This window comes from Streptomyces canus 299MFChir4.1 (genome assembly GCF_000383615.1).
Taxonomy (GTDB): Bacteria; Actinomycetota; Actinomycetes; order Streptomycetales; family Streptomycetaceae; genus Streptomyces; species Streptomyces canus_C.
In genome coordinates, this window is sequence record NZ_KB911584.1 from 17,814 (window position 1) to 39,552 (window position 21,739).

Annotated in this window: 17 protein-coding genes; 6 read left to right on the forward strand and 11 right to left on the reverse strand. The window is 73.1% G+C overall.

What is annotated here, in order from left to right:
- Positions 1 to 59: 59 nt before the first annotated feature.
- The 4 genes from H293_RS0108035 to H293_RS0108050 form a co-directional block, all read right to left on the reverse strand.
- Positions 60 to 665, reverse strand: a complete 606-nt coding sequence (locus tag H293_RS0108035; RefSeq protein ID WP_007380599.1) for a GTP-binding protein — start codon at positions 663 to 665, stop codon at positions 60 to 62.
- 245 nt (positions 666 to 910) lie between these two features.
- Entirely contained in the window at positions 911 to 1,306 is a 396-nt protein-coding gene (locus tag H293_RS0108040; RefSeq protein ID WP_007380600.1) for a DUF742 domain-containing protein, read from the reverse strand.
- Between the two features lie 9 nt (positions 1,307 to 1,315).
- Positions 1,316 to 1,738, reverse strand: coding sequence for a roadblock/LC7 domain-containing protein (locus H293_RS0108045; RefSeq protein ID WP_020117366.1), 423 nt, complete (start codon positions 1,736 to 1,738; stop codon positions 1,316 to 1,318).
- The gene (locus H293_RS0108050; RefSeq protein ID WP_020117367.1) at positions 1,735 to 4,752 is read right to left on the reverse strand and encodes a sensor histidine kinase; all 3,018 of its coding nucleotides are present in this window, start codon (positions 4,750 to 4,752) and stop codon (positions 1,735 to 1,737) included. Before H293_RS0108050 ends, H293_RS0108045 begins: the two co-directional genes overlap by 4 nt.
- Positions 4,753 to 5,183: 431 nt before the next feature.
- On the opposite strand from H293_RS0108050, the gene H293_RS0108055 reads away from it, so the two are divergent.
- A complete protein-coding gene (locus H293_RS0108055) occupies positions 5,184 to 5,723 on the forward strand; it encodes a hypothetical protein (protein WP_020117368.1) in 540 nt (179 codons plus the stop codon).
- A gap of 78 nt (positions 5,724 to 5,801) precedes the next feature.
- Here H293_RS0108055 and H293_RS0108060 read toward each other — a convergent pair whose 3' ends face one another.
- The 4 genes from H293_RS0108060 to H293_RS0108075 form a co-directional block, all read right to left on the reverse strand.
- A complete protein-coding gene (locus H293_RS0108060; RefSeq protein ID WP_020117369.1) occupies positions 5,802 to 10,490 on the reverse strand; it encodes a hypothetical protein in 4,689 nt (1,562 codons plus the stop codon).
- A gap of 37 nt (positions 10,491 to 10,527) precedes the next feature.
- Positions 10,528 to 11,406, reverse strand: coding sequence for a hypothetical protein (locus tag H293_RS0108065; protein ID WP_020117370.1), 879 nt, complete (start codon positions 11,404 to 11,406; stop codon positions 10,528 to 10,530).
- 31 nt (positions 11,407 to 11,437) lie between these two features.
- Positions 11,438 to 12,967: a hypothetical protein gene (locus H293_RS0108070; RefSeq protein WP_020117371.1), complete on the reverse strand. Its 1,530-nt coding sequence runs from the start codon at positions 12,965 to 12,967 to the stop codon at positions 11,438 to 11,440.
- Positions 12,968 to 13,124: 157 nt separating this feature from the next.
- Positions 13,125 to 13,817, reverse strand: a complete 693-nt coding sequence (locus H293_RS0108075) for a GntR family transcriptional regulator (RefSeq protein WP_020117372.1) — start codon at positions 13,815 to 13,817, stop codon at positions 13,125 to 13,127.
- A 130-nt stretch (positions 13,818 to 13,947) separates the two neighbouring features.
- On the opposite strand from H293_RS0108075, the gene H293_RS0108080 reads away from it, so the two are divergent.
- From H293_RS0108080 to H293_RS0108100, 5 genes are all read left to right on the forward strand, one after another.
- A complete protein-coding gene (locus tag H293_RS0108080; protein WP_020117373.1) occupies positions 13,948 to 15,243 on the forward strand; it encodes an MFS transporter in 1,296 nt (431 codons plus the stop codon).
- Positions 15,240 to 16,061: a putative hydro-lyase gene (locus tag H293_RS0108085; RefSeq protein ID WP_020117374.1), complete on the forward strand. Its 822-nt coding sequence runs from the start codon at positions 15,240 to 15,242 to the stop codon at positions 16,059 to 16,061. The genes H293_RS0108080 and H293_RS0108085 overlap by 4 nt, the downstream gene beginning before the upstream one ends.
- A 64-nt stretch (positions 16,062 to 16,125) precedes the next feature.
- A complete protein-coding gene (locus H293_RS0108090) occupies positions 16,126 to 16,884 on the forward strand; it encodes a LamB/YcsF family protein (RefSeq protein ID WP_020117375.1) in 759 nt (252 codons plus the stop codon).
- Entirely contained in the window at positions 16,881 to 17,492 is a 612-nt protein-coding gene (gene pxpB / locus H293_RS0108095) for a 5-oxoprolinase subunit PxpB (protein WP_020117376.1), read from the forward strand. The genes H293_RS0108090 and pxpB overlap by 4 nt, the downstream gene beginning before the upstream one ends.
- The gene (locus tag H293_RS0108100) at positions 17,489 to 18,367 is read left to right on the forward strand and encodes a 5-oxoprolinase subunit C family protein (RefSeq protein WP_020117377.1); all 879 of its coding nucleotides are present in this window, start codon (positions 17,489 to 17,491) and stop codon (positions 18,365 to 18,367) included. The genes pxpB and H293_RS0108100 overlap by 4 nt, the downstream gene beginning before the upstream one ends.
- A gap of 71 nt (positions 18,368 to 18,438) precedes the next feature.
- Here the strand turns inward: H293_RS0108100 and H293_RS0108105 are convergent, their stop codons facing one another.
- From H293_RS0108105 to H293_RS0108115, 3 genes are read right to left on the reverse strand one after another with little or no spacing between them, the layout of a single operon-like run.
- A complete protein-coding gene (locus H293_RS0108105; RefSeq protein ID WP_020117378.1) occupies positions 18,439 to 19,287 on the reverse strand; it encodes an SGNH/GDSL hydrolase family protein in 849 nt (282 codons plus the stop codon).
- A 13-nt stretch (positions 19,288 to 19,300) separates the two neighbouring features.
- Positions 19,301 to 20,464 carry a glycosyltransferase gene (locus tag H293_RS0108110; protein WP_020117379.1) on the reverse strand — a complete coding sequence of 388 codons (1,164 nt, stop codon included), beginning with the start codon at positions 20,462 to 20,464 and terminating at the stop codon, positions 19,301 to 19,303.
- Positions 20,461 to 21,594 (reverse strand): glycosyltransferase family 4 protein, encoded by a 1,134-nt coding sequence (locus tag H293_RS0108115; protein WP_028807658.1) that lies wholly within the window; start codon positions 21,592 to 21,594, stop codon positions 20,461 to 20,463. Before H293_RS0108115 ends, H293_RS0108110 begins: the two co-directional genes overlap by 4 nt.
- Between the last annotated feature and the right edge of the window lie 145 nt (positions 21,595 to 21,739).

Here is a 21,739-nt window from a genome sequence, read left to right on the forward strand (position 1 = left end):
AGTGCCGTCGAGCCGCGGCCCGTACCCCTGTCGGCGGGGGTACGGGCCGCACCCGTGTCTCAGGTCGTGACGCTCTGGCGGCGCCGCGCCGAGTACGCCATCGCGTGCTGGACGACGCCCACGAGCACGTCCTTGACCGACTGCTTGTCCCGGGCATCGCACAGCACGACCGGTACGTCCTCGTCGAGGTCGAGGGCCTGCCGCACGTCCTCCTCGGGGTAACGGACGGCTCCCTCGAAGCAGTTGACGCCGACGAGGAAGGGGATGGAGCGCCGCTCGAAGTAGTCGACCGCGGCGAAGCAGTCCTCCAGGCGGCGGGTGTCGACGAGCACGACGGCTCCCAGGGCTCCTTCGGAGAGCTCGTCCCACATGAACCAGAACCGTTCCTGCCCGGGCGTGCCGAACAGGTACAGCACCAGGTCCTCGCGCAGGGTGATCCGCCCGAAGTCCATGGCGACGGTGGTGGTGCGCTTGTTCTCGACACCGCTCGTGTCGTCGACGGGGCGGCCCGCCTCGGTCAGCAGTTCCTCGGTGCGCAGCGGTCTGATCTCGCTGACCGCGCCCACGAACGTGGTCTTGCCCACGCCGAAGCCGCCGGCCACCAGGATCTTGAGCGTGACGGGCTCGACCGGGGGCTTGCCGCGCTCAGATCGCCCGAAGATCATTGGTCTCTTCTCCTGCTTGCTGGGGGTGTGGGGGGTGGACGTCGTCACGTCCGTCTCCCCGATCGCACTGCTCGCAGCCGTGTCCGCGGGACGCTGGCCGGCCGTCCGCGGATGGTCGTCGACGATCAGTCAGATCATATCGGCAGGGGGGTTTCCTGGTGTCCGCCGCGGACCGGTAGGCCTTCCGGCGCGGACGCGCGGCCCGCTCTCGGCGTTCTCCGAGGGCGGGCGCGCGCGACGGCCCGTCACAGTGCCCGCAGGCCGTTGATCACGTCGCGCAGGATGCTCTCGTCCGGCAGCTCGGCGGGTGGCACCGGCCGGTTCACATGGACCCACTCCGAGGCGACGAGGTCGCCCACGAGGACCCGTACGACCCCGATGGGCAGGTCGAGTTCGGAGGACAGCTCGGCGACCGACTGCGGGGTGTCCCGGCACAGGTCGACGATGTCCACGTGCTCGGGGGACAGCGAGTGGTCCCCTTCCGGATCGTCCGTGTGGGATTCGGCCACGACGACCGCGATCAGGTCGAGGCGGTGCTGGCCGGCACTTGTGGTGCGACCACGCGTCATGGCGTACGGACGAACCACCGGTCCGGCCTCGTCGTCGAACCAGTGGCTTCTTCCCTGACCATCTGTGCTCATGTCATCTCACTACCCGCCCTGAGGCAGATCGGTGCGCGGGGCGGCACTGAGATGTACACCGACCCGCTTGACCAGGAGCGTCATCTCGTACGCGACGAGACCCACGTCCGAGTCGGCGTCCGAGAGGACGGCGAGGCAGCTGCCGTCACCCGCGGCCGTCACGAACAGGAAGGCATCGTCCAGTTCCACGACCGTCTGCCGGACGTTGCCCGCCTCGAAGTGCCGCCCCACACCCTTGGCCAGGCTGTGGAACCCGGACGCCACGGCGGCGAGGTGCTCGCTGTCCTCACGGGTCAGGTCCTGGGACACGCCGGTCGGGAGGCCGTCGCTGGAGAGCACCAGGGCCTTGCGAATGCTCGCGACGCGCTCCACCAGGTCATCGAGGAGCCAGTTGAGCTCGCCGGACTTGTCGGTCGCCTTCGGTGCGGTCATCGACCGTCCCCCTTAGTCGTTCGTTGTGGTGCTGTGCCGCCGGACGTGTCGTCGCCCTCGGCGTTCTCCTCACGGCCACGCTGCCAGCCCCGTTGGAGCGAGGCCATTCGGCTGCGTACCTCGTCGGCGTCCCGCTCCGCGGGCTCCGCCTGGTTCTGGGGGCGCCGCTCCGGGGCCTGTTTGAGCTGCGGGGCCAGGTTGGCCTGTCGTACCCGGCGGGGCAGCGGAGCGGTGCCGGAGCCGGCCTCGACGGGCCCGCGGGCAGCGCCGAGAGGCGGCCTGCCGGAGCCGGACGTTCCGGCGGCACCGCCGGAAGGCTCGCCCCAGCCCGGCCGTACGACGCCGCCCGGCGCGGAGTCGGTCGCGCGCGTGCCGACGGCATCCACGGCCGGGCCCACGGCGCCGAGAGCGGACATATCCGAGCCGTGCCCGCCGGTGGCCGAGTCCTCAGCGCCCGGGCCACTCGACGCGATGTCGGCACGCCGGGTGCGTCGGGGCAGACCAGGGGCTGCGGGTCCGCCGCCGAGTTCACGACTGGGGGATGTCGAGGGGGCCGGTGGCTCCGTCAGTCCGTCCAGGCGGTCGGCCACGCCGGTGCTCCGGCGCAGGGCCGCGGCACGGCGGCGGCTCGGCAGTGTCGGAGGTTCGGAGCGCGCGGGCCCCGCCGCGGGGGTGGTCTGCGACCGGGACGCGCCCGGGCCGATCGCCGGCGGCTGGTCCGCCTCCTCGCGTCCCGTCCGCTCGTCGGTGACCGGGCGGCCGTGGGAGCTGACCAGCTTGGGAGTCCGGCGACGGGACAACGACACCGGGCCGTCCGCGCTGCCGCCGCCGATGTCCGCCCCGTCGGTTCCGGGAGCCTCGTCGTCGACCTGGGCCAGGGAGCGGCGCGGCCGGAACAGTCCGCCGCGCTCGCTGTCCTCGGATTCGAGGACGCCCGGCAGATCGCTCAGGGTGTCCAGGTCGACCGGAGCCTCCAGTTCGACCGGGCCGTCCAGGATCGCGGGCGGCATGCCCCCGAGCGGTGCCCCCCGGGTGAGCGAGACGCGCTGCCCCTGCTCCAGTTCGGCCTCCTTCGACGGCCGGGGCCTGTCGAGGCGGAAGCCGATGCCGTTGGTGTCGGGGACGTCGTCGGTCAGCAGTGCGTCGGGGATGAAGACGACCGCCGTCGTGCCGCCGTACGGCGAAGGCTGCAGCGAGACTCTGACGTTCTGCCGCTGGGCGAGCCGGCTGACCACGAACAGCCCCAGCCGGTCGGTGTCGGACAGCTCGAACTCCGGTGTCTCGGCGAGCCGGAGGTTGGCGTCAAGGAGCGCGTCGGCGGCCATGCCGAGTCCGCGGTCGTGGATCTCCAGGGTGAAGCCGTTGGCGACGCGCTCGCCCAGGACCTGGACGGCGGTGTGCGGCGGGGAGAACACGGTGGCGTTCTCCAGCAGTTCGGCCACCAGATGCGTGAGGTCCGCGACGGCCGGGCCGGTCACGGCCACCCTCGGCAGCCGGCGGACCTCGATGCGCTCGTAGTCCTCGACCTCGGCGACGGCGGCACGGACGACGTCCATGAGCTGGACGGGTTTGCGCCACTGCCGTGAGGGGGCGGCGCCGGAGAGGATCACCAGGCCCTCGGCGTGCCGGCGCATACGGGTCGTCAGATGGTCGAGGCGGAACAGGTCGGCGAGTTCGTCGGTGTCCTCGGTGCGGCGCTCCATGGTGTCGAGCAGGGTGAGCTGCTTGTGCAGCAGAACCTGGCTGCGCCGGGCGAGGTTGACGAAGACCTCGGAGACCCCGGCGCGCAACTCGGCCTGTTTGACGGCCGCTTCGACGGCGGCGCGCTGGAGGGTGTTGAGCGCCTGACCGACCTCGCCCATCTCGTTCTTGTCGTACTCCAGGCGTGGGACCTCGGTCTCGATGTCGATCTGTTCGCCCACGGACAGCCGGCGCATCACGCTGGGCAGCCGTACGCCGGAGGCCTCGTGGGCCTCCAGACGCAGTTGCCGCAGGTCGCGGATGAGGCCGCGGCCGACGCGCACGGACAGCACGAGCGAGAAGAGCAGGGCGATCAGACCGAGGATGCCGACGGCGGCCGCCTTGATGATGACGCCCACCGCGTCCGGCCGGACGCGGTCCTGGAGGCGGTCGCCCGCCTGGTCGTCGAGCTTGGCGAGTTCGTCGAGCGCGCTGCCCGCGGCGGCGTCCCAGCTCTTTGCGCTGACACTGCCGGTCGTGCCGGGCTCCGCGGTGGCGACGGACTGCTCGGCGGAGCGCAGCGGAGCGGTGCCGGCGTTCTTCCAGAAACGCTCGTAGCGCTCGCGCTCCGAGGCCGGCAGGACTCCCAGGCTGACGTCGTACATCAGGGTCCGCTGGGCGGCGAGGTCGGAGACGTCGCGGATCTCGTCACGGGTGAGCTTGCCCACCACGAGGGCGGAACCGAGAAGGGCGTCCTCGCGGGAGAGCAGTTCGCGGGCCCGGGTGATGTTGACCAGCGCCCGGGCCTGCTTGTCCAGTTCGACGTTGTCGATGCCGTCGAGGGTGGCGAGGAGGACGTAGGCGGGGTCGACGAGGCGGTTGTACTGGTCGAGGGCCTGGAACCTGGAGACGGTGCCGTCCTCGACACTGCGGCGCAGCGAGTCGATGCCGTCGAAGGCGTCCAGGACGGCGGTGAGGCGCTCGTCGTCGTCCTGGTCCAGACCGTCGCGGACATCGGGATCGTGCGCGTTCCGGCGGAACTTGGCGATGGCCTCGTCCGAGGCGCTCCTCGTGCCGCGCAGCGCGGCCAGGGCGTCCGAGGCGCGCGGATCGGCCAGGTAGACGAGCGTCTGGCGGCGTTCCTGCTGGAGCACGCGCACGGTGTCCTCGATGGGATACCCGAGCTTCTCCGTAACGGTCGACACCTGGAAGAGCCGGGCGACCTCACGTCCCGTCAGCACCGTGGCGAAGCCCCACACCGCGATCAGGGACACCAGCGGCACGAGAAGCAGCGCCACGATCTTCCGGCGGATCGACTTCCCGCGAAAGCGCATGGCCTCCCCCAGCTGGACCCCCGCCGGCCGGGGGTACACATGTACGTCAACAAACCGGCGCGAGCCTACTACCGACGCACACGTAACTCGAAGTTGCGTCCGGAACCCGAACTTCTGCCGCGGTTTCTAGAGATGGGTGCTTGTCCTCCCATTGCGGGAGATTGCGTCCTGCGACCAGGTGGGGCGATCGGACCGGAACCGATCGGCCAGGGCGGGTGGTTGGCTGGATTTTTTCGTTTCTTTGATGTCGCGAGGGAATCTTGAAGGGGTCTTGTTCGTCTACCTCTTCGGGAAATGGCGGTGGATTCGGCCACAGGAGCCGCATCTGCAACTGGGCGGCGTAAAGCAGCGCAAGCCGGGCAGCCACCTTAGAAGCCCGGTTCACGAACACCGGGACCAGGGGTCTGCCGGCGGTGGGGAGTGACACGGTGATGGGCACGGCGGAACGGCAGGAGGCGCCGGGAACCGGCGCGGAGACAGCGAGTCCGACGGCGCCCCGGCGCACCGAGGCACGGGTTCCCGACATACCGGCGGAGCCGGCCGTGCCGCGCAGGCGCGCCGCGGCCCGGGAGGAGGCGTACCGGCCATTGTGGGTCGAGGAGCCCGCCCGCAGGCGTCGGCTGCCGGATCCGGTGCGGACCTCCGCGGTGCGGGCGGTACTCATCATCGCGGTGACCCTGCTTCAGGCGATGGTGGCCTTCCTGTGCACCCTGGCCGGGTCCTGGCTGGCGTTCCCGATGGTGCTGAGCAGTGTGGCGAGCACCGTGGTGGCCACCTGGGGCGCCGTGGACGTCTGGGTGACCCGTCAGGTCTGGAACCAGCGCTACGGCGTGGTGTCGACCCCGAGCAGCACGGCGCGTGCGCTGCGGCGTGAGCGCCGCAAAGCCCGGCGGCACGCGCGGGTCACGGAGCGGACCCAGAAGCGGATACGGCGTCAGGGCGGCAGCGCCGGGCAGCTGTCCCACCCGTGAGGGCTTCACCCGCGAGGGCTTGATCACCCACGCCGTCGGCGACGGCCGACCGCCCACCGGACGCGGCCCCGCGGGCCCTTACGGAGTCGCGGGCGCCGGACGCTTGAACATCCGGGTCGCCGTGATCTCGCTGTGCCCCGCCTCCCCCGCCTGCGGCTGCTGCGGCAGGCCGGGGCGGAGGTGTTCCTCCACGCTGATGTACTTCAGGCCGGCCCTGAGGTCCGCGTCATTGCGCAACCGGATGACCAGGGGGAACTCGGCGAGCGCCGTCGTGTCGAACAGGCCGGTGGTGTAAAGGAGTTGCACACCCAGCGCGTCCGACACGGCCCGCTGGAGCTCCAGCAGATACGTCGCGTTGGCGCGGCCGATGGGGTTGTCCAGGAACAGCGTCCCCGCGTGCCGGTGCTTGTCCCGGCCCCGGTCGTTGGACCGCAGGGCCGCCATCGTGCAGTACAGCGCGATGGCTGCCGTCAGCAGCTGACCGCCGGAGAACACGTCACCCATCTGCCCCACGGGCACCCGCTCGGCCCGCAGCACGGCGTCCGGCTTGAGGATCTCCACGGCCACCCCCCTGGGCTGGAGCGCCGCCCCGACTCCCCGCAGCAGCAGGGACATTCCGTCCCGCCGCAGGTCGGAGTTCTTCTTCACCGCCGCCCTGGTCGCCTCGTCGATGACCTCGCCGAGCCGCTCGGTCAGCGCCGCCTGGTCGGGCTCCTCGAAGCGGATCCGCAGGAACTCCTGCCCGGACCACTCACCGAGCCCCTCCGGCAGCCGGGACAGCCGCTGGGCGGACCTGAGCGTGGCGAGGGCGGACTCCACGAGCCCCCGCAGCCGGTCCACGATCGAGTCCCGGTTCCGCTCCAGCTGCGCCAACTCGTCGGTCAGCACCCGCAGTCGGGGTGCGAAGGCGTCCGCCCACTTCTGCGCGTGCTCGGGCAGGGCCGAGGCGGGCAGCTCGCGGATCTGCTGCCGCGCGGGCGTGCGGACCTGCTCGTAGCGCGTGGAGTTGGCGTGGCGCACGAGGACGTCACTGGCCTCGCGGACGGCCGACTCGGCGGCGGAGAGGTCGGCGGCACAGCCGCGCAGCGACCGTCGGGCCTCGGCGGCGGCCTGCCGGGCCTCCTCGGGGCTGCCCGGGTACGGCTCCTGCTCGTCCTGCTCGTCCTCCATGGCGTGCTCGCGCAGCAGGTCGCGCAGCATCGCGGCGATCTCGTCGAAGCCGTCCGCCGCGTCCTCGGCGGCCCGGTGGGAGCCGAGCAGTTCCGCGTGCACCTCCCTGGCCTGTGCCAGCGCCTCGGTCCGGGAGGCGAGTTCGGCGGTGGCCGTACGCAACAGCGCCTGCGCGTGCTCGGCGTCGCGCGGCTCCAGCTCCGGCGACAGCTCGGTGTGCGCCTCACCGTCCTCGGGTGCGTGCCGTTCGGCCTCGCCGCGCAACCGCCCCAGCTGCTCGCTCGCGGTCGACACCCGGGTCTCCAGGAGCTGCACCAGCTCCTCCGCACGGGCGGCGGCGGCCTGCCGGGAGGGCCCGTCGGAGCCGTCGGGCGACTGAAGCAGCTGCGCCGCGCGGGTGCGGACCTTGTTGCTCAGCCGGTCCAGTTCGGCGAGGGCCGCGCTCTCGTCGCTCTCCGCCCGCGCCTGCTCGGCCCGCAGGTCGGCACCGACCCCCACCTTCTCGTACAGCTGGGAGGCGGCACGGTAGGCCTCGCGGAGCGCGGGCAGCGAGGACTTGGAGGCGTCCGGGTCACTGTCCGGTACGTCGTCCGGGGCGCCGGCGATCTCGGCGCGCTCGGCGCGCAGCGCCCGCGCGGTGCGGCGGGCGTCGTCGGCGGCCCGCTGGGCCCCGCGCCGGTCCTCGTCGGCGGCCCGGGCCCGCTCCAGACAGGTCTGGGCGCGGGCTTCCGACTCGGTGGCCTCGTCGGCCAGCTCACGCAGTTTGGCCTGCCAGCCGGCCCGCTCGCGCAGCCGGAAGGCCAGCCCGGCGAGGGCGTCGGCGGCGCGCCGGGCCTTCTGAGCGGCTTCCTGTCGCTCGTCACGTGTCTGCGCGGCCTCGGCGGCGGCTTCGTCGGCCTCCGCCCGTACCGTGCGCGCCTCGGCCAGTTCGGCCTCCGACTCCTCGGCGAACACGCGCGTGTCCATGGCGGCCTGGGCCAGCTCGACGAGCCGGCCGGCCGGACAGCCGGTGCGCCAGGAGGCGAGCCGGGCGGCCAGTTCACGGTCCTTGCCGAGGCGGGCCGCGAGCGACCGGATCTCCTCGTCCCGTTCGCCGGCCCGCGCGCGCAGCGCCTGGCGCTCCTCGTCGGCGGCGTGTTCGTCGTGCATGGCCGGGTTCGGCGGCACGAGGAAGACGTCGGCGCTCTGGGAATCGGTCGCCGGGGTCGGTGCCAGCAGGGCGGCGGCCGTGCCGACGGCGACGGCGGAGCGCGGGAGGAGGGCCGCGTCGTTCAGCGCCTCACGGGCACGCGCGTGGGTGTCGGGGTCGGTGATGATCACGCCGTCGACCAGTTCGGGCCGGGTGGCCAGCACGCGCGCGTGGTCGACGGGGTCGACGGCCTGGGCGAGGTAGCGCCAGCCGGGCAGGGCGGGGATGCCGTTCTCACCGAGGAACTCGACCGTGGCCAGCACGTCCGGGCCCGGCGGCAGAAGCCCGCCGTCACCGAGCGCGCCGAGGATCCGGGAGTCGTCGGCGGCGGCGGTCCGCAGCTCGAAGAGTTGGCGTTCGGCGGCGGAGACGGAGTCGTCGAGCAGTTCCCGCAGTTCGTCGGCGAACCGGTCGAGATCCTCGGGGGTCAGACCGGCGTCGGCGTGAGACCCCATGGAGCCACTGTGCGGATCGGCGCCACTACCGGCACCCTCGCGCCCGGCCGCGCCGTGCGTCCTCGGGCCCTCTGCGCCCGCGCGCGGTCCCGGCACGGCCGCGGAGGTTCCGGTCAGGCTCAGCAACTCCGCCAGGCGCTCCTCTCCCGCCAGGCCCTCGGCCAGGCGCCGCTCGGCCTCGTAGGACCGCGCGGCCGCCGTGGCCGCGTCCTCCGCGCGGGCGGCCGTGAGCTCCGCCCGGGATTCGGCGGCGGCCGCCTCGCGCGCGTGCTCGGCGGCCCGGTGGGATGCCTCGCGCGCGGTGTCCCAGGCGGCCACGGCCGTCTTCTCGGCGTCGCTCGCGGCGAGGGCGGCCCGGGCGGGGTCGGCGTCGGGCGCGCTGTCGTCGAGCCAGCCCGCGCGGACCGCCTCGGCGGTCTCCTGCTCGACCTCGCTCAGCCGCTGGCGCAGATGGCCGATCTCACTGCGGGCGCGCTGCGCCTCGGTGGCGGCGGACGTGGAGTCCCGGTGGGCCGACTCGCTGACTTCCTGGAGGGCGGCGGACCGCTCCTCCTCCTCGTTGGCGAGCGTCTCGGCACCCTCGGCGGCCGCGTGCAGGGCCCGTACCAGATCGACGGCGGCCTTGGCGCGGGCGGCGAGCGCGGGAGCCGCGTCCCGCTCGGCCTCCTGGATGGCGGCGGCCACGCGCGCGACCCGGTCGGCGGCGGCGCGGTGCCGCAGCACGGCCTCGGCGGCCTGCCAGGCGGAGTGCAGCGTGCGCGCTTCGGCGAGCTCGCGCTTCTGGGCCGCGGCCGACTTCTCGGCGGCCGCCAGCGCCAGGGAGGCGTGCCGGTAGGCGAGTTCGGCGGCGACGAGCGCACTGCGCTCCCGGCCCGCCTCGGCGTGCGTGACGGCGTACGCGGCCGCGGTGACCCGCTGGGCCAGGTCCGCTGCCCGTACCCGCTCCTGGACACCCCGCGCGGACAGCCGCCGGGCCAGCGTGCGGGTACGGCGCTCGGCGCCCGCGTGGATGTCACGCGCGCGTGAGCGGGCCTCGGCGGCCTCGACGATCCGGCCCAGCAGGTCCACGGAGCCTGCGGTGAAGTCCCGTTCGGCGATGAGTTCGGCGCGTCGCCCCAGCTTGTTGCCGAATCCGCTGACCAGGTCGGCGAGCCCGTCGGTGTCGCGGGTGTCGGTCACGGCGCGCAGCAGCAGGTCGGTGAAGTCGGAGTCCTTCTTCACCGCGAACAGGCCGGCGGCCTCGCCCTCGTCGGCGTTCATCTCCCGCTGGTAGCGGAACAGTTCGGGATCCAGGCCGAGGTCGCCGAGGTGCTCGATCCAGCGGTCGTGGATCTCCTCCCAGTGCACCTCCAGATGCGGATACGCCTTTCCCGCCTCGGTGATGGCGTCCCGGAAGCCCTTCATGGTGCGGCGGCGGCCCTGTGCGGCCGACTGGCCCTCGGCGGGCGGCCGTACGGCGGTGGACTCGGCGACGGGCAGGTTGTCGAGGCTGAGCCCCGGTCCGGGCCGGAAGGAGTACCAGGCCTCGGCGAACTTCCGCGGGTCGTTGGAGACCTGGCGCCCCCGCCACTCGCTGACCTTGCCGACGACGACACACTCGCCGGTCAGCGTGTGCTGCCACTCCAGGGCCACGTGCCCGCAGTCGTCCGCCAGCAGGAACTTCCGCAGCACACCGGAGCTGGCGCCGCCCAGGGTGTTCCGGTGGCCCGGCAGCATCACCGAGAAGATCAGCTTGAGCAGGACGGACTTGCCGCCGCCGTTCTCCAGGAAGAGCACTCCGGCGGGCGCGGGCCGGCGGGGCGGGCCGACGGGCTCCTCCTCGAAGAACTCCGCCTGGGTGGGCGCGGGGTCGGGCACCTCCGCGCCGACGCCGCGCAGGTCCAGCACGGTGTCGGCGTAGCGCGCACCAGCGGGGCCGATGGAGTAGAGGCGGACCCGGGACAGCTCGTACATGGCGGACTCTCGTAAGTCTTCGGCAGGTCAGGGAAGTTCAGGAGTGGAACGGCAGCCCGGCATCGGCCACCAGCTCCAGGTCGTCGGCGTCCTCGGCGGGCACCAGGGTCGGTGTGCCGTCGGTGACCGGGACGACCCCCAGCTCCAGGAGTTCGGCCATGGCGGCGCTTCCGGCCATGTCGCGCACCTGGAGCTGGTAGCGAGCCGTGGTCCGGTAGGTACCGCCGTTGTCGTCCCCGGTGCGCTGGAGGAATCCGGAGTCGGTGAGGAAGGCGGCCGCCTTGCCGACGATGCCGGTCGTGGACCCGGCCAGTCGGCGCGCGTCCTTGGTCGCGCCGGCCGCGCTGCGTCTCGCCCAGATCCGCCAGGCCGCCTCCAGCCCCGGAGCGTCGGTCGCCGGGTCGGTGTTCTCGCCGACCTCCTCGGCCCGCTCCTCGAGCCGCCGGCAGGCCTGCCGTACGAAGGCGTCCACACCGTTGACCGAGACCCGCCCGATGTATCCGTCGTCGGCGAGGTCCTCGGGCCGCGGGAACGCCATGGCGGCGACGGCGAGATGGGCGAGGCCGTGCAGGAACCGGTCGCCGCCGTCGGCGGACGTACGACGCGCGTACTCCCCCATCCGGACGGCGAACACGGAGTCCTCGGCGGCGGTCACGGCCATCCCCGCGCGCGGGGACACCTCGAGGACGACCAGGCCCAGTCCGGCGGCGACGGCGTCGGCGAGTCGCGCGAACGGCGGGTCCTCCCGGTAACGCCGCAGCAGGTCGGCGTACTCCTGGTCCCGAGCGGGCTGCAGTTTGGGCTGCAGCCCGAAGGCGACGAGCCGAGCGGCGTCGGCGGCGTCGGCGGGGGTGACGGCGGCGGGCGCCGACGGGGTCGGGACCTCCGTGTCGCTCCACTCGACATGCTCACTCACGGCTGGGACTCCTTGTCACGCTGTCGCTCACTCATGCTGCTTCCGTCCGGTCCGCCGCCATCCCCGCGGCGTCCAGCAGGGCTGTGCCGACGATCAGGTCGGCGCCGCCGAAGTCCGGATCGTCCAGTTCCGTCCCGTCGTCCACGGCGAAGAGCAGCTTCTCCTCGCCCTGGCGGTAGGCGGTGCCCACGGCGGGGCTGGCCGCGTGGATCGACATCAGGGCCACCAGGTAGGCCAGATCGAACCCGCCGGTCCGGCGAGCCTCCGCGAGCAGCCCGGAGAGCCGCCGCGGCGCGTCCGCGGGCAGGTCCAGCAACTGCTTCGCGGACGCCAGCTGTTCCTCGCTGAACCGGCTGTCGTCGGGCGTGGCGATGAGGTCCGGCTCCGGCATCTCCGCGCCCAGGTGCTCCCGCTCCACGGGGGGCGTCAGCAGTATGTCGACGAGATCGCCCACCCGGACCGACACCGGTGTGCGCAGGCCGGTCCCGCGCGCGAAGAACGCGTCGGTGACCCGGGTGGCCTGCTGCAACGGCAAGGGCAGCAGCGGCGCGAACAGCTGGCCGTACAGGTCTGTCCCCGACGTCGTCATGGGGGTGGCGAAGGCCTGCCGGTCCTGCTCGGCGCGGAACAGCGGGCCCGCCTCCAGGAGCCGGGACTGGAGCTGGGTATGGCGCCGGATGCAGTCCTTGACGATGTCCACGAGCTCGGCGGCCCGGCGCTTCTGCTCGGGGTCCTCGGACTCGTCCCGCGCCTTGCGGATGTTGGTCAGGATCGCGTTCTCGTGGCGGTACCGGTCGGCGACGTGGTCGAGCGCCTCGGCGATCATGTCGGGCACGGAGCTGAGCCAGTCGACGGCCCGGACATTGCGCCGGGTGGCGTCCAGGGTCCTGCGCAGCGTCTCGGAGTACTGCACGGTCCGGTAGCGGGCCTGCTCCGCGGCGAGCTGGGCGTCGGCGAGGCGGCCGCGGCTGATCAGCACCTCCAGCTTGACCTCGGCGGCGATCTGGGCGCTGGTGACGTCGGTGTCGAGGGCCCCGACGAGGACGTTGACCGCCTCGTCCGTCGTCCGGAGATACACCGAGCCGCCGGGCCCCGGCACCTCCTCGATCAGCTTGAAGTCGTAGTCACGCCGGACGTAGGTCCCGTCCGGTGCGAACGTGCCGTAGACCGCGCGGAAACCGCGGTCGACGCTGCCGACGTTGATCAGGTTCTCCAGGACCCAGCGGGCCACGCGCTCGTGCTCGGCGACGGGCCGCCGCGGGGCCTGGGCGGCGATGCGCGGGATGAGGCGGGCGACGACCTGGTCGTGGTCGGCGCCGGTGTCGAAGTCCATGTTCAGGGTGACCAGGTCGATGGCGGCGAGGGCCACCTCCGCCATGCCGTACACCGAGTACTCGCCCGCAAGATTGGCCTTGCGCACGTCGAGGTCGTGCAGCGGCGCGGTGCAGGCGAGCGCGCGCAGCCGACGCGCCAGTCCCTCGTCGGCGGCCGGGCCCGGTGCGGGGCGCGGCCCCGCGCTGAACTGGGGCGGAACGCTGTCCGTCGTCGCAGGCGAAGTCACGGTGCACAGACTAGGTCCTCGGTCTGACAACTCGCCAAACGGCGCGGATCGCCTCCGGCGGTGGGACGGGGCACTACCGGTTGCGTCTCGTCCGCGGGCCGTCCTCGGCTGGTCGCGCCCGCGCGGCGGAGCCGCAGATCGACACAGCCCCGCGCCCCTACGGGGCGCTCACCCGCCGCCGGTACACATCGACCACTCGCTCCAGCGAGTCGCCGAGATAGACCGCCAAGAGCTTTTCGGCCTCCGCCTTGTCGCCCGCCTGGAGCGCGCCGAGGATCTGCTGGTTGCGGGCCAGGTACGGCTCGTGCAGGGCCTTGGGGTCGTCCACGACGTGGAACGCGAGGCGGAGTTCGGCGAAGACGCTGCGCATCAGTTCGTCGGTGCGGTCGCTGCCCGCGAGGGCGACGAGTTCGCGGTGGAAGTGGATGTTGGCCGTGCCCAGCGTTTTCCAGTCACCCTCGCGCACCGCCCGCTGCCCCTCCACGACCGCCTCGGCGAGCGCGTCCAGGGCGTACGGCGGCTCGCCCAGCCCACGGACGACGGCGCACTCCACGAGCGCGCGGGTGCGGTAGATGTCTTCCACGTCCTCGACCGCCAGCACCCGGACGAACACACCGCGGTTCAACTCGTGGACCAGCAGCCGCTCGTGGGTGAGCAGCCGGAACGCCTCGCGCAAGGTGTTGCGGGAGACCCCCAGCGCTCCTCCGATGCTGTCCTCCGACAACCGTGTCCCCGGCGGGAAGTAGCCCTCGGCGATGCGGCTCCTGAGGATGTCCGAGACCCGCTCGGCCGTGCTGGTGCGGCCCAGGAGGGCGCGATCGTCGGCCAGTCCGCTCAACTGCTCTGCCATGCCCGGAATTCAACCGCAGACACGAGAACGAAACAACAGGGGTATTGAAGGATCGTTGAACGATCCTCTACGTTACTCATCACCGCACGGTTCAGCTCCGCGACCTCCGTCCTCCCACTGCGAGGTGCTCATGAGCACGACCCCGCCTCCTCAGGCCCTGACCGATCAGCCCACAGCCACCGAACGCCAGACCGAAGACGGGGCGTTGGGCTGGTTCCGCGCCCTCGGTCCGCGCGGCCGACGCGCCTTCGCCGGTGCCTTCGGCGGCTACGCCCTCGACTCCTACGACTACTTCACGCTCCCGCTGAGCATGGTCGCGCTGGCCGCCTACTTCGGCCTGGACAGCGGCCAGACCGGACTCTTCACCACCGTCACCCTGCTGGCCTCCGGCATCGGCGGAGCCCTGGCAGGGGTGCTGGCCGACCGGGCCGGCCGGGTCAGGGCGCTGATGATCACGGTGGTCACGTACGCGATCTTCACCGTGGCCTGCGGCTTCGCCCCCAACTTCGAGTCGCTGCTGGTCTTCCGCGCCCTCCAGGGCCTCGGGTTCGGCGGCGAGTGGGCGGTCGGCGCGATCCTGGTCGCCGAGTACGCGAGCTCGAAGCACCGGGGCCGCACCCTGGGTGCGATCCAGAGCTCCTGGGCCGTGGGCTGGGCGCTGGCCGCGATCGTGTACACGGTGGTCTTCTCGGTCTTCGACGCCGACACGGCCTGGCGCGTGATGTTCTGGACCGGCGCACTGCCCGCGCTGCTGGTCGTCTGGATGCGGCGCCAGGTCCAGGACGCCCCCGAGGCGATCGCCGTGCGCGAGAAGAGCGCGGGTAAGGGCTCCTTCGCGGCGATCTTCAAACCGGACCTGCTGCGTACGACGATCTTCGCCGGGCTGCTGTCCACCGGCGTCCAGGGCGGCTACTACACGCTCGCCACCTGGGTGCCGACGTATCTGAAGAGCGACCGCGGACTGTCGGTCGTCGGCACCGGCGGCTACCTGACCTTCCTGATCTCCGGCGCCTTCCTCGGGTATCTGACCGGCGGCTACCTCACCGACCGGCTGGGCCGGCGCCGCAACATCTGGCTCTTCGCCCTGCTGTCGGCCGTCTGCATCGTGGCCTACGGCAACATCCCGAGCGGAGCCGACACCTGGCTCCTGGTCCTCGGGTTCCCGCTCGGGTTCTGCATGTCGGCGATCTTCAGCGGCTTCGGGTCCTATCTGAGCGAGCTCTACCCGACGGCGGTGCGCGGCTCGGGACAGGGCTTCACGTACAACGCGGGCCGCGCCGTCGGCGCCGTCTTCCCGACCACCGTCGGCTTCCTGGCCGACAGCTGGGGCGTGGGCGGGGCACTCGTCTTCGGCGCCATCGGCTACGGAATCGCCGCACTGGCCCTGCTCGGACTGCCGGAGACCCGTGGGAAGGAACTCGCGTGAACCGCACAGAAGACCGTCCCCTGACCCTCGTCGACGAGCACGCGCACGCGTGGAGCCCGGCCCGGGCACGCGCCCGCTTCCGGGCGGGTCTGACCGGCCCCACCGCCGGGGTCGCGGCCGGCCACACCCAGGCCAACCTGATCTCGGTGCCCGCCGACTGGGCGTACGACATGCTGCTGTTCTGCCAGCGCAACCCCAAGCCCTGCCCGGTCCTCGACGTGACGGACGCCGGCGACCCGACCACCGTCCTCGCCGAGGGCGCCGATCTGCGCACCGATCTCCCGCGCTACCGGGTGTGGGAGGACGGGCACCTGGTGGACGAGCCGACGGACGTGCGCGCACACTGGCGTGACGACCTCGTTTCGTTCCTGATCGGGTGCAGTTTCACCTTCGAGTGGGCACTTTCGGAGGCGGGCGTCCCGATCCGGCACATCGAGCAGGGCCGGAACGTTCCGATGTATGTGACCAGTCGACAGTGCCGTCCCGCGGGGCGGCTGCACGGACCCATGGTGGTCTCCATGCGCCCGGTGCCGCCGCAGCACCTGGCCGCGGCCCTGAGGGAGAGCAGTCTGCTCCCGGCTGTGCACGGCAGCCCCGTGCACTGTGGCGATCCCTCCGGCCTGGGCATCGAGGACCTCGGCCGTCCCGACTTCGGTGACCCGGTGGACGCCGAGCCGGACGACATCCCGGTGTTCTGGGCCTGCGGAGTGACCCCGCAGGCCGCGGTGATGGCCTCGCGCCCGCCGTTCGCCATCACCCACGCACCGGGGCAGATGTTCCTGACGGACGCCCGCGACGAGCAGTACCGGGTGGCCTGAGAACCGCTTGACCCTCGTGAAGACCTGACCCTCTTGAAGATCCGAAAGGAGACGCGAGACCTCCATGACCTCGATCGACCTGAACGCCGACCTCGGCGAGGGCTTCGGCCGCTGGCGGCTGACCGACGACGAGCAGCTGCTGTCCGTCGTCACCAGCGCCAACGTGGCCTGCGGGTTCCACGCCGGGGACGCGGTCACCATGCGGCGGGTGTGCGAGCTGGCCTCCGCGCGCGGGGTGCGGATCGGCGCCCAGGTCTCCTACCGGGACCTCGCGGGGTTCGGGCGGCGCGCGATGGACGTGCCGTCCGCCGAGCTGACGGCCGAGGTGGCCTACCAGATCGGCGCCCTGGAGGTCTTCGCCCGGGCGGCGGGCACGCGCGTGTCCTACGTCAAACCGCACGGCGCGCTCTACAACCGAGCCGTCCACGACGAGGAGCAGGCCGAGGCGGTCGTCGCGGGAGTGCTCCTCGCCGATGCCACGCTGCCCGTGCTGGGCCTGCCCGGCTCGCGTCTTCTGGAGGCGGCCCGGAAGGCGGGCCTGGAGCCCGTCCCGGAGGCCTTCGCGGACCGCGCCTACACCGACGAGGGCACGCTGGTACCACGCGGGCAGGAGGGTGCGGTGATCACCGATCCCGAGGCGGTCGTGGAGCGCTCGCTCGGCCTGGCCGGGGACCGCGCGGTCACCGCCCGCTCCGGTGCCCGCATCGAGGTCGAGGCCCGCTCCCTGTGCCTGCACGGCGACACACCGGGCGCGGTGGAACTGGCCCGACGGGTCAGGGAGCGCCTGGAGTCCTCGGGCGTGCGGGTGGAGGCGTTCGTATGAAAGCACTGCCGGTCGGGGACGACGCCCTGCTCGTGGAGGTGTCCTCGGGCGAGGAGGCCCAGGCCCTGCACGCGGAGCTGGTGCGCCGCCGCGCGGAGGGCTCGCTGTCGGTCCGCGAGATCGTCCCCGCGGCCCGTACGGTCCTCCTCGACGGCCTCGCCGACCCCGCCCGCCTTGCCGACGAACTCACCGCCTCCGAGGTGCCGCCCGCTCCCCCACGCGCGCGTGAGGTGATCGAACTCCCGGTGCGCTACGACGGTCCGGACCTGGCCGACGTGGCCGCGCACTGGGGCGTCACCCCCGAGGAGGTGGCCCGCATCCACGCCGGCACCGAGTTCACGGTCGCCTTCTGCGGATTCGCGCCCGGCTTCGGCTACCTCACCGGCCTGCCCGCCCGCTACGACGTCCCGCGCCGGGCCACCCCGCGCACGACCGTCCCGGCGGGCTCGGTGGCGCTCGCGGGCCCGTACACCGGCGTCTACCCGCGCTCGTCGCCGGGCGGCTGGCAGCTCATCGGGACCACGGACGCCGTTCTGTGGGACCACGCGCGTGTGCCGGCCGCGCTGCTGTCGCCGGGGACCCGGGTGCGCTTCGTGGGGGCGACATGACGGACCGAGCGCTCTTCGTCGTCCGGGCCGGAGCACTGACCACCGTCCAGGACCGGGGCCGCCCGGGCCACGCCCACCTCGGCGTCCCCCGCTCGGGCGCACTGGACGGTCCGGCGGCCGACCTCGCCAACCGTCTGGTCGGCAACCGCCCCGGCGCTGCCCTCCTGGAGACCACGCTCAACGGCTGCGCGGTACGCCCGCGTTCGACGGTCACCGTGGCCGTCACGGGTGCCCCCTGCCGGATCACGGTGGACGGCCGTCCGGCGGCCTGGGGCGCACCGGTGCGGGTACCGGCCGGAGCGCTGCTGGCCGTCGGAACCGCCATTTCGGGGCTGCGCAGCTATGTGGCCGTTTCTGGCGGAATCGCTGTGGAGCCGGTCCTGGGCAGCCGGTCCACGGATCTCCTGTCGGGCCTGGGCCCGGTCCCCCTCACGGACGGCGCGGTCCTCCCCCTGGGCACGCCGACGCCGCTCCACACGCGCGTGGACGCCGCGCCGCAGCCGGCACCCCCCGCGGAACTCGTCCTGCGCGTCACGCTGGGCCCACGAGCCGACTGGTTCACCCCGGAAGCGGTACGGGCTTTCACCTCCCGCGCCTTCCAGGTGTCCTCGGCGAGCAACCGCATCGGCCTGCGCACGGAGGGTCCGGCCCTGGAGCGGGCGTTCGAAGGTGAACTCCCCAGCGAAGGCATGGTTCTGGGCGCCGTCCAGGTCCCTCCCGACGGCAGGCCGGTGGTTTTCCTGGCAGACCACCCGACCACCGGCGGCTACCCGGTGATCGGCGTGGTCCGCACACCGGACCTGGCCGCGGCGGCGCAGGCGGTACCCGGCATCCCGGTGCGCTTCGTAGAGGTGCGGCGGCGACAACTTTCCTAGGGGCACGGGGAACTGCGCGACCAGCCACAACGCACCCGCACCCGCACCCGCACCCGCACCCAACAACGCACTCACGCGGCCTCAGGTCGTTGCTCCTGCCCGGACAAGGCCGCCAACGCCGTGGACACCCCGTGCGCGGCCCGCAGATCGAGCCGCGCGCTGGTCCCCCGCGCACGATGGCGCATCTCGTCCACCGCGAGCGTCACCAACTGGGGCAGCAGATCGGTGCACCGCCGCACCACCCACCCCATGCCCGCCGTAGCCAGCCACCACAGACTCGCCGCCCTCGCGGGCACGGGAAACTCGGGCTCGGCCGAGGGCGCGGCCCCGGTCGCGACCCCCCGCTCCGCCAGCACCGCGTGGAACCGCACGGCCAGCTGCCGGTGCCCCCGCTCACTGGGGTGCAGCCGGTCCGCACTCCACATCGCGGGCTCGGTGGTCCAAGCCCCCTCGGCCGCATGCAGATGCACCGCCCCGTACCGCTCGGACAGTGCGTGCACCACCGCGTTGACCGCCCGCTGCCGCCGGGCCAGCGGACGCGCCAGCGCGCCGGGCAGCCCCAGCATCGTGCCCGGGTCGGGCAGGCACGCCGTGAGCAGGAGAGCGCCCTGCTCGGTGAAGGCCGCGTACACCTCGTCGAGCCGCGCGGCCACGGCATGGATGTCGAACGTGCAGCGCAGGGTGTCGTTGACGCCGACGACGACCGAGACGACATCCGGCCGCGACCCCAGCCCCACCGGCAGCTGCCGCTCCAGCACGTCCCGCGTCTGCGCCCCGCTCACCGCGAGCTTGGTGAACTCCACGGACTCGGCGAGCCCGTCGGCGAGCAGCGCGGCCCAGCCGCGCCATCCCCCGCCGACGGGATCGCCCACGCCCTCGGACAGCGAGTCCCCGAGGGCGACGAAGCGCACGGTTCTCATGACACACCCCTGCTCATGCGACGCCCCCCGGCACGGGGCCCGGTACGAAGACCTCCGCGTCGTGCGCGGCGAGGAACGCCCTGACCGCCGTGTCCCAGCCGAAGCACTCCGCACGCGCGCGTGCGGCCTCGCGACGCTCGGCCTCGGAGCGTTCGAGGAGCATGTCGACGGCGTCCGCGAAGGCGTCCCCGCGGTCGGCGGCGACGGCCCCGGCCGGTCCGATGACCTCCGGCAGCGCGGAGGAGGCGCTCACCACCACCGGCGTGCCGCACGCCATGGCCTCCAGCGCGGCGAGCCCGAAGGTCTCGGCGGGCCCGGGCGCCAGGCACACGTCGGCGGAGGCCTGGAGCGCGCCGAGCAGCCCGCGGTCGGAGACGTGGCCGAGCAAGGTGACCGGCAACCGCCGTTCCCGGGCCCGCTGTTCCAGGCGCGGCCGCAGCGGCCCGTCCCCCGCCACCACGAGCACCGCGCGCCGGCCTCGGCGGACCAAGGTCTCCAGGGCGTCCAGGGCCGTGCTCGGCCGCTTCTCCACAGACAGCCGGGTGCACGTCACGAGAAGCGTCTCGTCCTCACGCGCGTAGCGGGCCCGCAGTCCCGCGTCGCGCAGCGCCGGGCGCCGCTCGACCAGGTCGACGCCCAGCGGAGCCCGTACGACATTGCGCGCGCCGATCCGGACGAACTCCCGCTCGGCGAACTCGGTGGTGCACACCACGCGCGCGTACGTGTGCGCCGTACGGACGTTGAGGGCGTCGGCGGTACGCCGGGCCGCGCCCTCGGGCAGTCCCCAGGTGCGCAGGACGCCGTCGGCGGTCTCGTGGGAGACCATCACGGCGGGGACGCGGGCCCGCCGGGCCCATTTGCCGGTCCACCTGAGGGTCGTACGGTCGGAGACCTCCAGGCGGTCGGGGGCGAGTTCCTCCAGGAGCCGGGCCACGCGCCCCTTGTCGGCGAGGACGCGGTAACCGCCGGTGCCGGGCAGCAGCGGGCCGGGCAGGGTGATGATCCGTCCCTGCCCGGTCACGCGGTCGCTCGCGCGCTCGCCGGGCACGATGAGCACGGGCTCGTGTCCGGCCGCCAGGTAGCCCTTGCCGAGCTCGCGCAGGGCGGTGCGCAGGCCGCCGGAGGCGGGCGCGACGAAGTTGGCGAGACGGACGATCCGCAGCGACGGTCCGTTCATGCCGCCACCGCCGTCTTCCGGCCGGTGAGCACGGCGGCGTAGTGGCCGATCAGCAGGTCGCCGACGGCTGCCCAGGTACGCCCCTCGACCATGGCCCGCGCGGCGGCGCCGAACGAGGCCCGCGTCCCGGCGTCGGCGGCCAGGGACCACACCGCGTCCCGTACGGCGGCCGGGTCGCGTGGCGGGACGAGGTACCCGGTGCGCCCGTGGGCGACCAGGTCGAGCGGGCCACCGGCGGCGGGTGCGACGACGGGCACGCCGCTCGCCATGGCCTCCTGCACGGTCTGGCAGAAGGTCTCGAAGGGGCCGGTGTGCGCGAAGACGTCGAAGGAGGCGAAGATCCGGGCCAGTTCGTCGCCCATACGACGGCCCAGGAAGACCGCGCCGGGCAGTGCCTGCTCCAGATGGGGCCGGCTGGGCCCGTCTCCGACGACCACGACCTTGACGCCGTCCAGGCGGCAGGCGTCGGCCAGCAGTTCGATGTGCTTCTCGGCGGCGAGCCGTCCGACGTAGCCGACGATCGTCTCGCCGTTCGGGGCGAGTCGGCGGCGCAGCGCCTCGTCGCGCAGGTCGGGGCGGAAGCGGACGGTGTCCACGCCTCGCGGCCACAGCTTGACCCGGGGCACGCCGTGCGCCTCCAGGTCGCGCAGGGAGGCGCTGGACGGGGCGAGGGTGAGGTCGGCGGCGGCGTGGACGGAACGGATACGGCGCCAGGCGGCGGCTTCTCCCGCGTGCACGTAGGTGCGGGCGTATCCGGCGAGGTCGGTCTGGTAGACGGCCACGGCGGGGATGCCGAGCCGGGAGGCGCCGGCCATGCCGCGGACGCCGAGGACGAAGGGGCTGGCCAGGTGGACGATGTCGGCCCGGTGCTCGGCGATCGCCGCGGCCACGCGCCTGCTGGGGAGGGCGACGCGGACCTGGGGGTAGCCCGGGAGGGGGAGGGAGGGGACACGGACGACGGGGCACGGCGCGAGGGCGTCCACGCCGGGCCCGGGGCCGGACGCGGTGGCCGGCGCGACGACGAGCGGAAGGTGACCGCGATCTACGAGGTGCCGGGCGGTCTGGAGCGCGCAGTGGGCCACGCCGTTCACATCGGGGGGAAAGGATTCGGTCACTATGACGACACGCATAAGGGTGTTCTCGCCGCGTTGGACGTGGCCGCGTCAACGTGGATCTTTGCGAACGATGAACGTCCCATGAGCGTTCCGCCGCGCACCCGAGCAGGTCAGGCGGCGTCCATGCGCGCCTGACCCGTGGGTCGTCCGGTGTTCACCC

Excerpts from the sequence above, each read along its gene's own strand:
- H293_RS0108035 (WP_007380599.1), bottom strand. The coding sequence starts at position 665 with ATGATCTTCGGGCGATCTGAGCGCGGCAAGCCCCCGGTCGAGCCCGTC.
- H293_RS0108040 (WP_007380600.1), bottom strand. The coding sequence starts at position 1,306 with ATGAGCACAGATGGTCAGGGAAGAAGCCACTGGTTCGACGACGAGGCC.
- H293_RS0108045 (WP_020117366.1), bottom strand. The coding sequence starts at position 1,738 with ATGACCGCACCGAAGGCGACCGACAAGTCCGGCGAGCTCAACTGGCTC.
- H293_RS0108050 (WP_020117367.1), bottom strand. The coding sequence starts at position 4,752 with ATGCGCTTTCGCGGGAAGTCGATCCGCCGGAAGATCGTGGCGCTGCTT.
- H293_RS0108055 (WP_020117368.1), top strand. The coding sequence starts at position 5,184 with ATGGGCACGGCGGAACGGCAGGAGGCGCCGGGAACCGGCGCGGAGACA.
- H293_RS0108060 (WP_020117369.1), bottom strand. The coding sequence starts at position 10,490 with ATGTACGAGCTGTCCCGGGTCCGCCTCTACTCCATCGGCCCCGCTGGT.
- H293_RS0108075 (WP_020117372.1), bottom strand. The coding sequence starts at position 13,817 with ATGGCAGAGCAGTTGAGCGGACTGGCCGACGATCGCGCCCTCCTGGGC.
- H293_RS0108080 (WP_020117373.1), top strand. The coding sequence starts at position 13,948 with ATGAGCACGACCCCGCCTCCTCAGGCCCTGACCGATCAGCCCACAGCC.
- H293_RS0108090 (WP_020117375.1), top strand. The coding sequence starts at position 16,126 with ATGACCTCGATCGACCTGAACGCCGACCTCGGCGAGGGCTTCGGCCGC.
- pxpB (WP_020117376.1), top strand. The coding sequence starts at position 16,881 with ATGAAAGCACTGCCGGTCGGGGACGACGCCCTGCTCGTGGAGGTGTCC.
- H293_RS0108100 (WP_020117377.1), top strand. The coding sequence starts at position 17,489 with ATGACGGACCGAGCGCTCTTCGTCGTCCGGGCCGGAGCACTGACCACC.
- H293_RS0108105 (WP_020117378.1), bottom strand. The coding sequence starts at position 19,287 with ATGAGAACCGTGCGCTTCGTCGCCCTCGGGGACTCGCTGTCCGAGGGC.
- H293_RS0108110 (WP_020117379.1), bottom strand. The coding sequence starts at position 20,464 with ATGAACGGACCGTCGCTGCGGATCGTCCGTCTCGCCAACTTCGTCGCG.
- H293_RS0108115 (WP_028807658.1), bottom strand. The coding sequence starts at position 21,594 with ATGCGTGTCGTCATAGTGACCGAATCCTTTCCCCCCGATGTGAACGGC.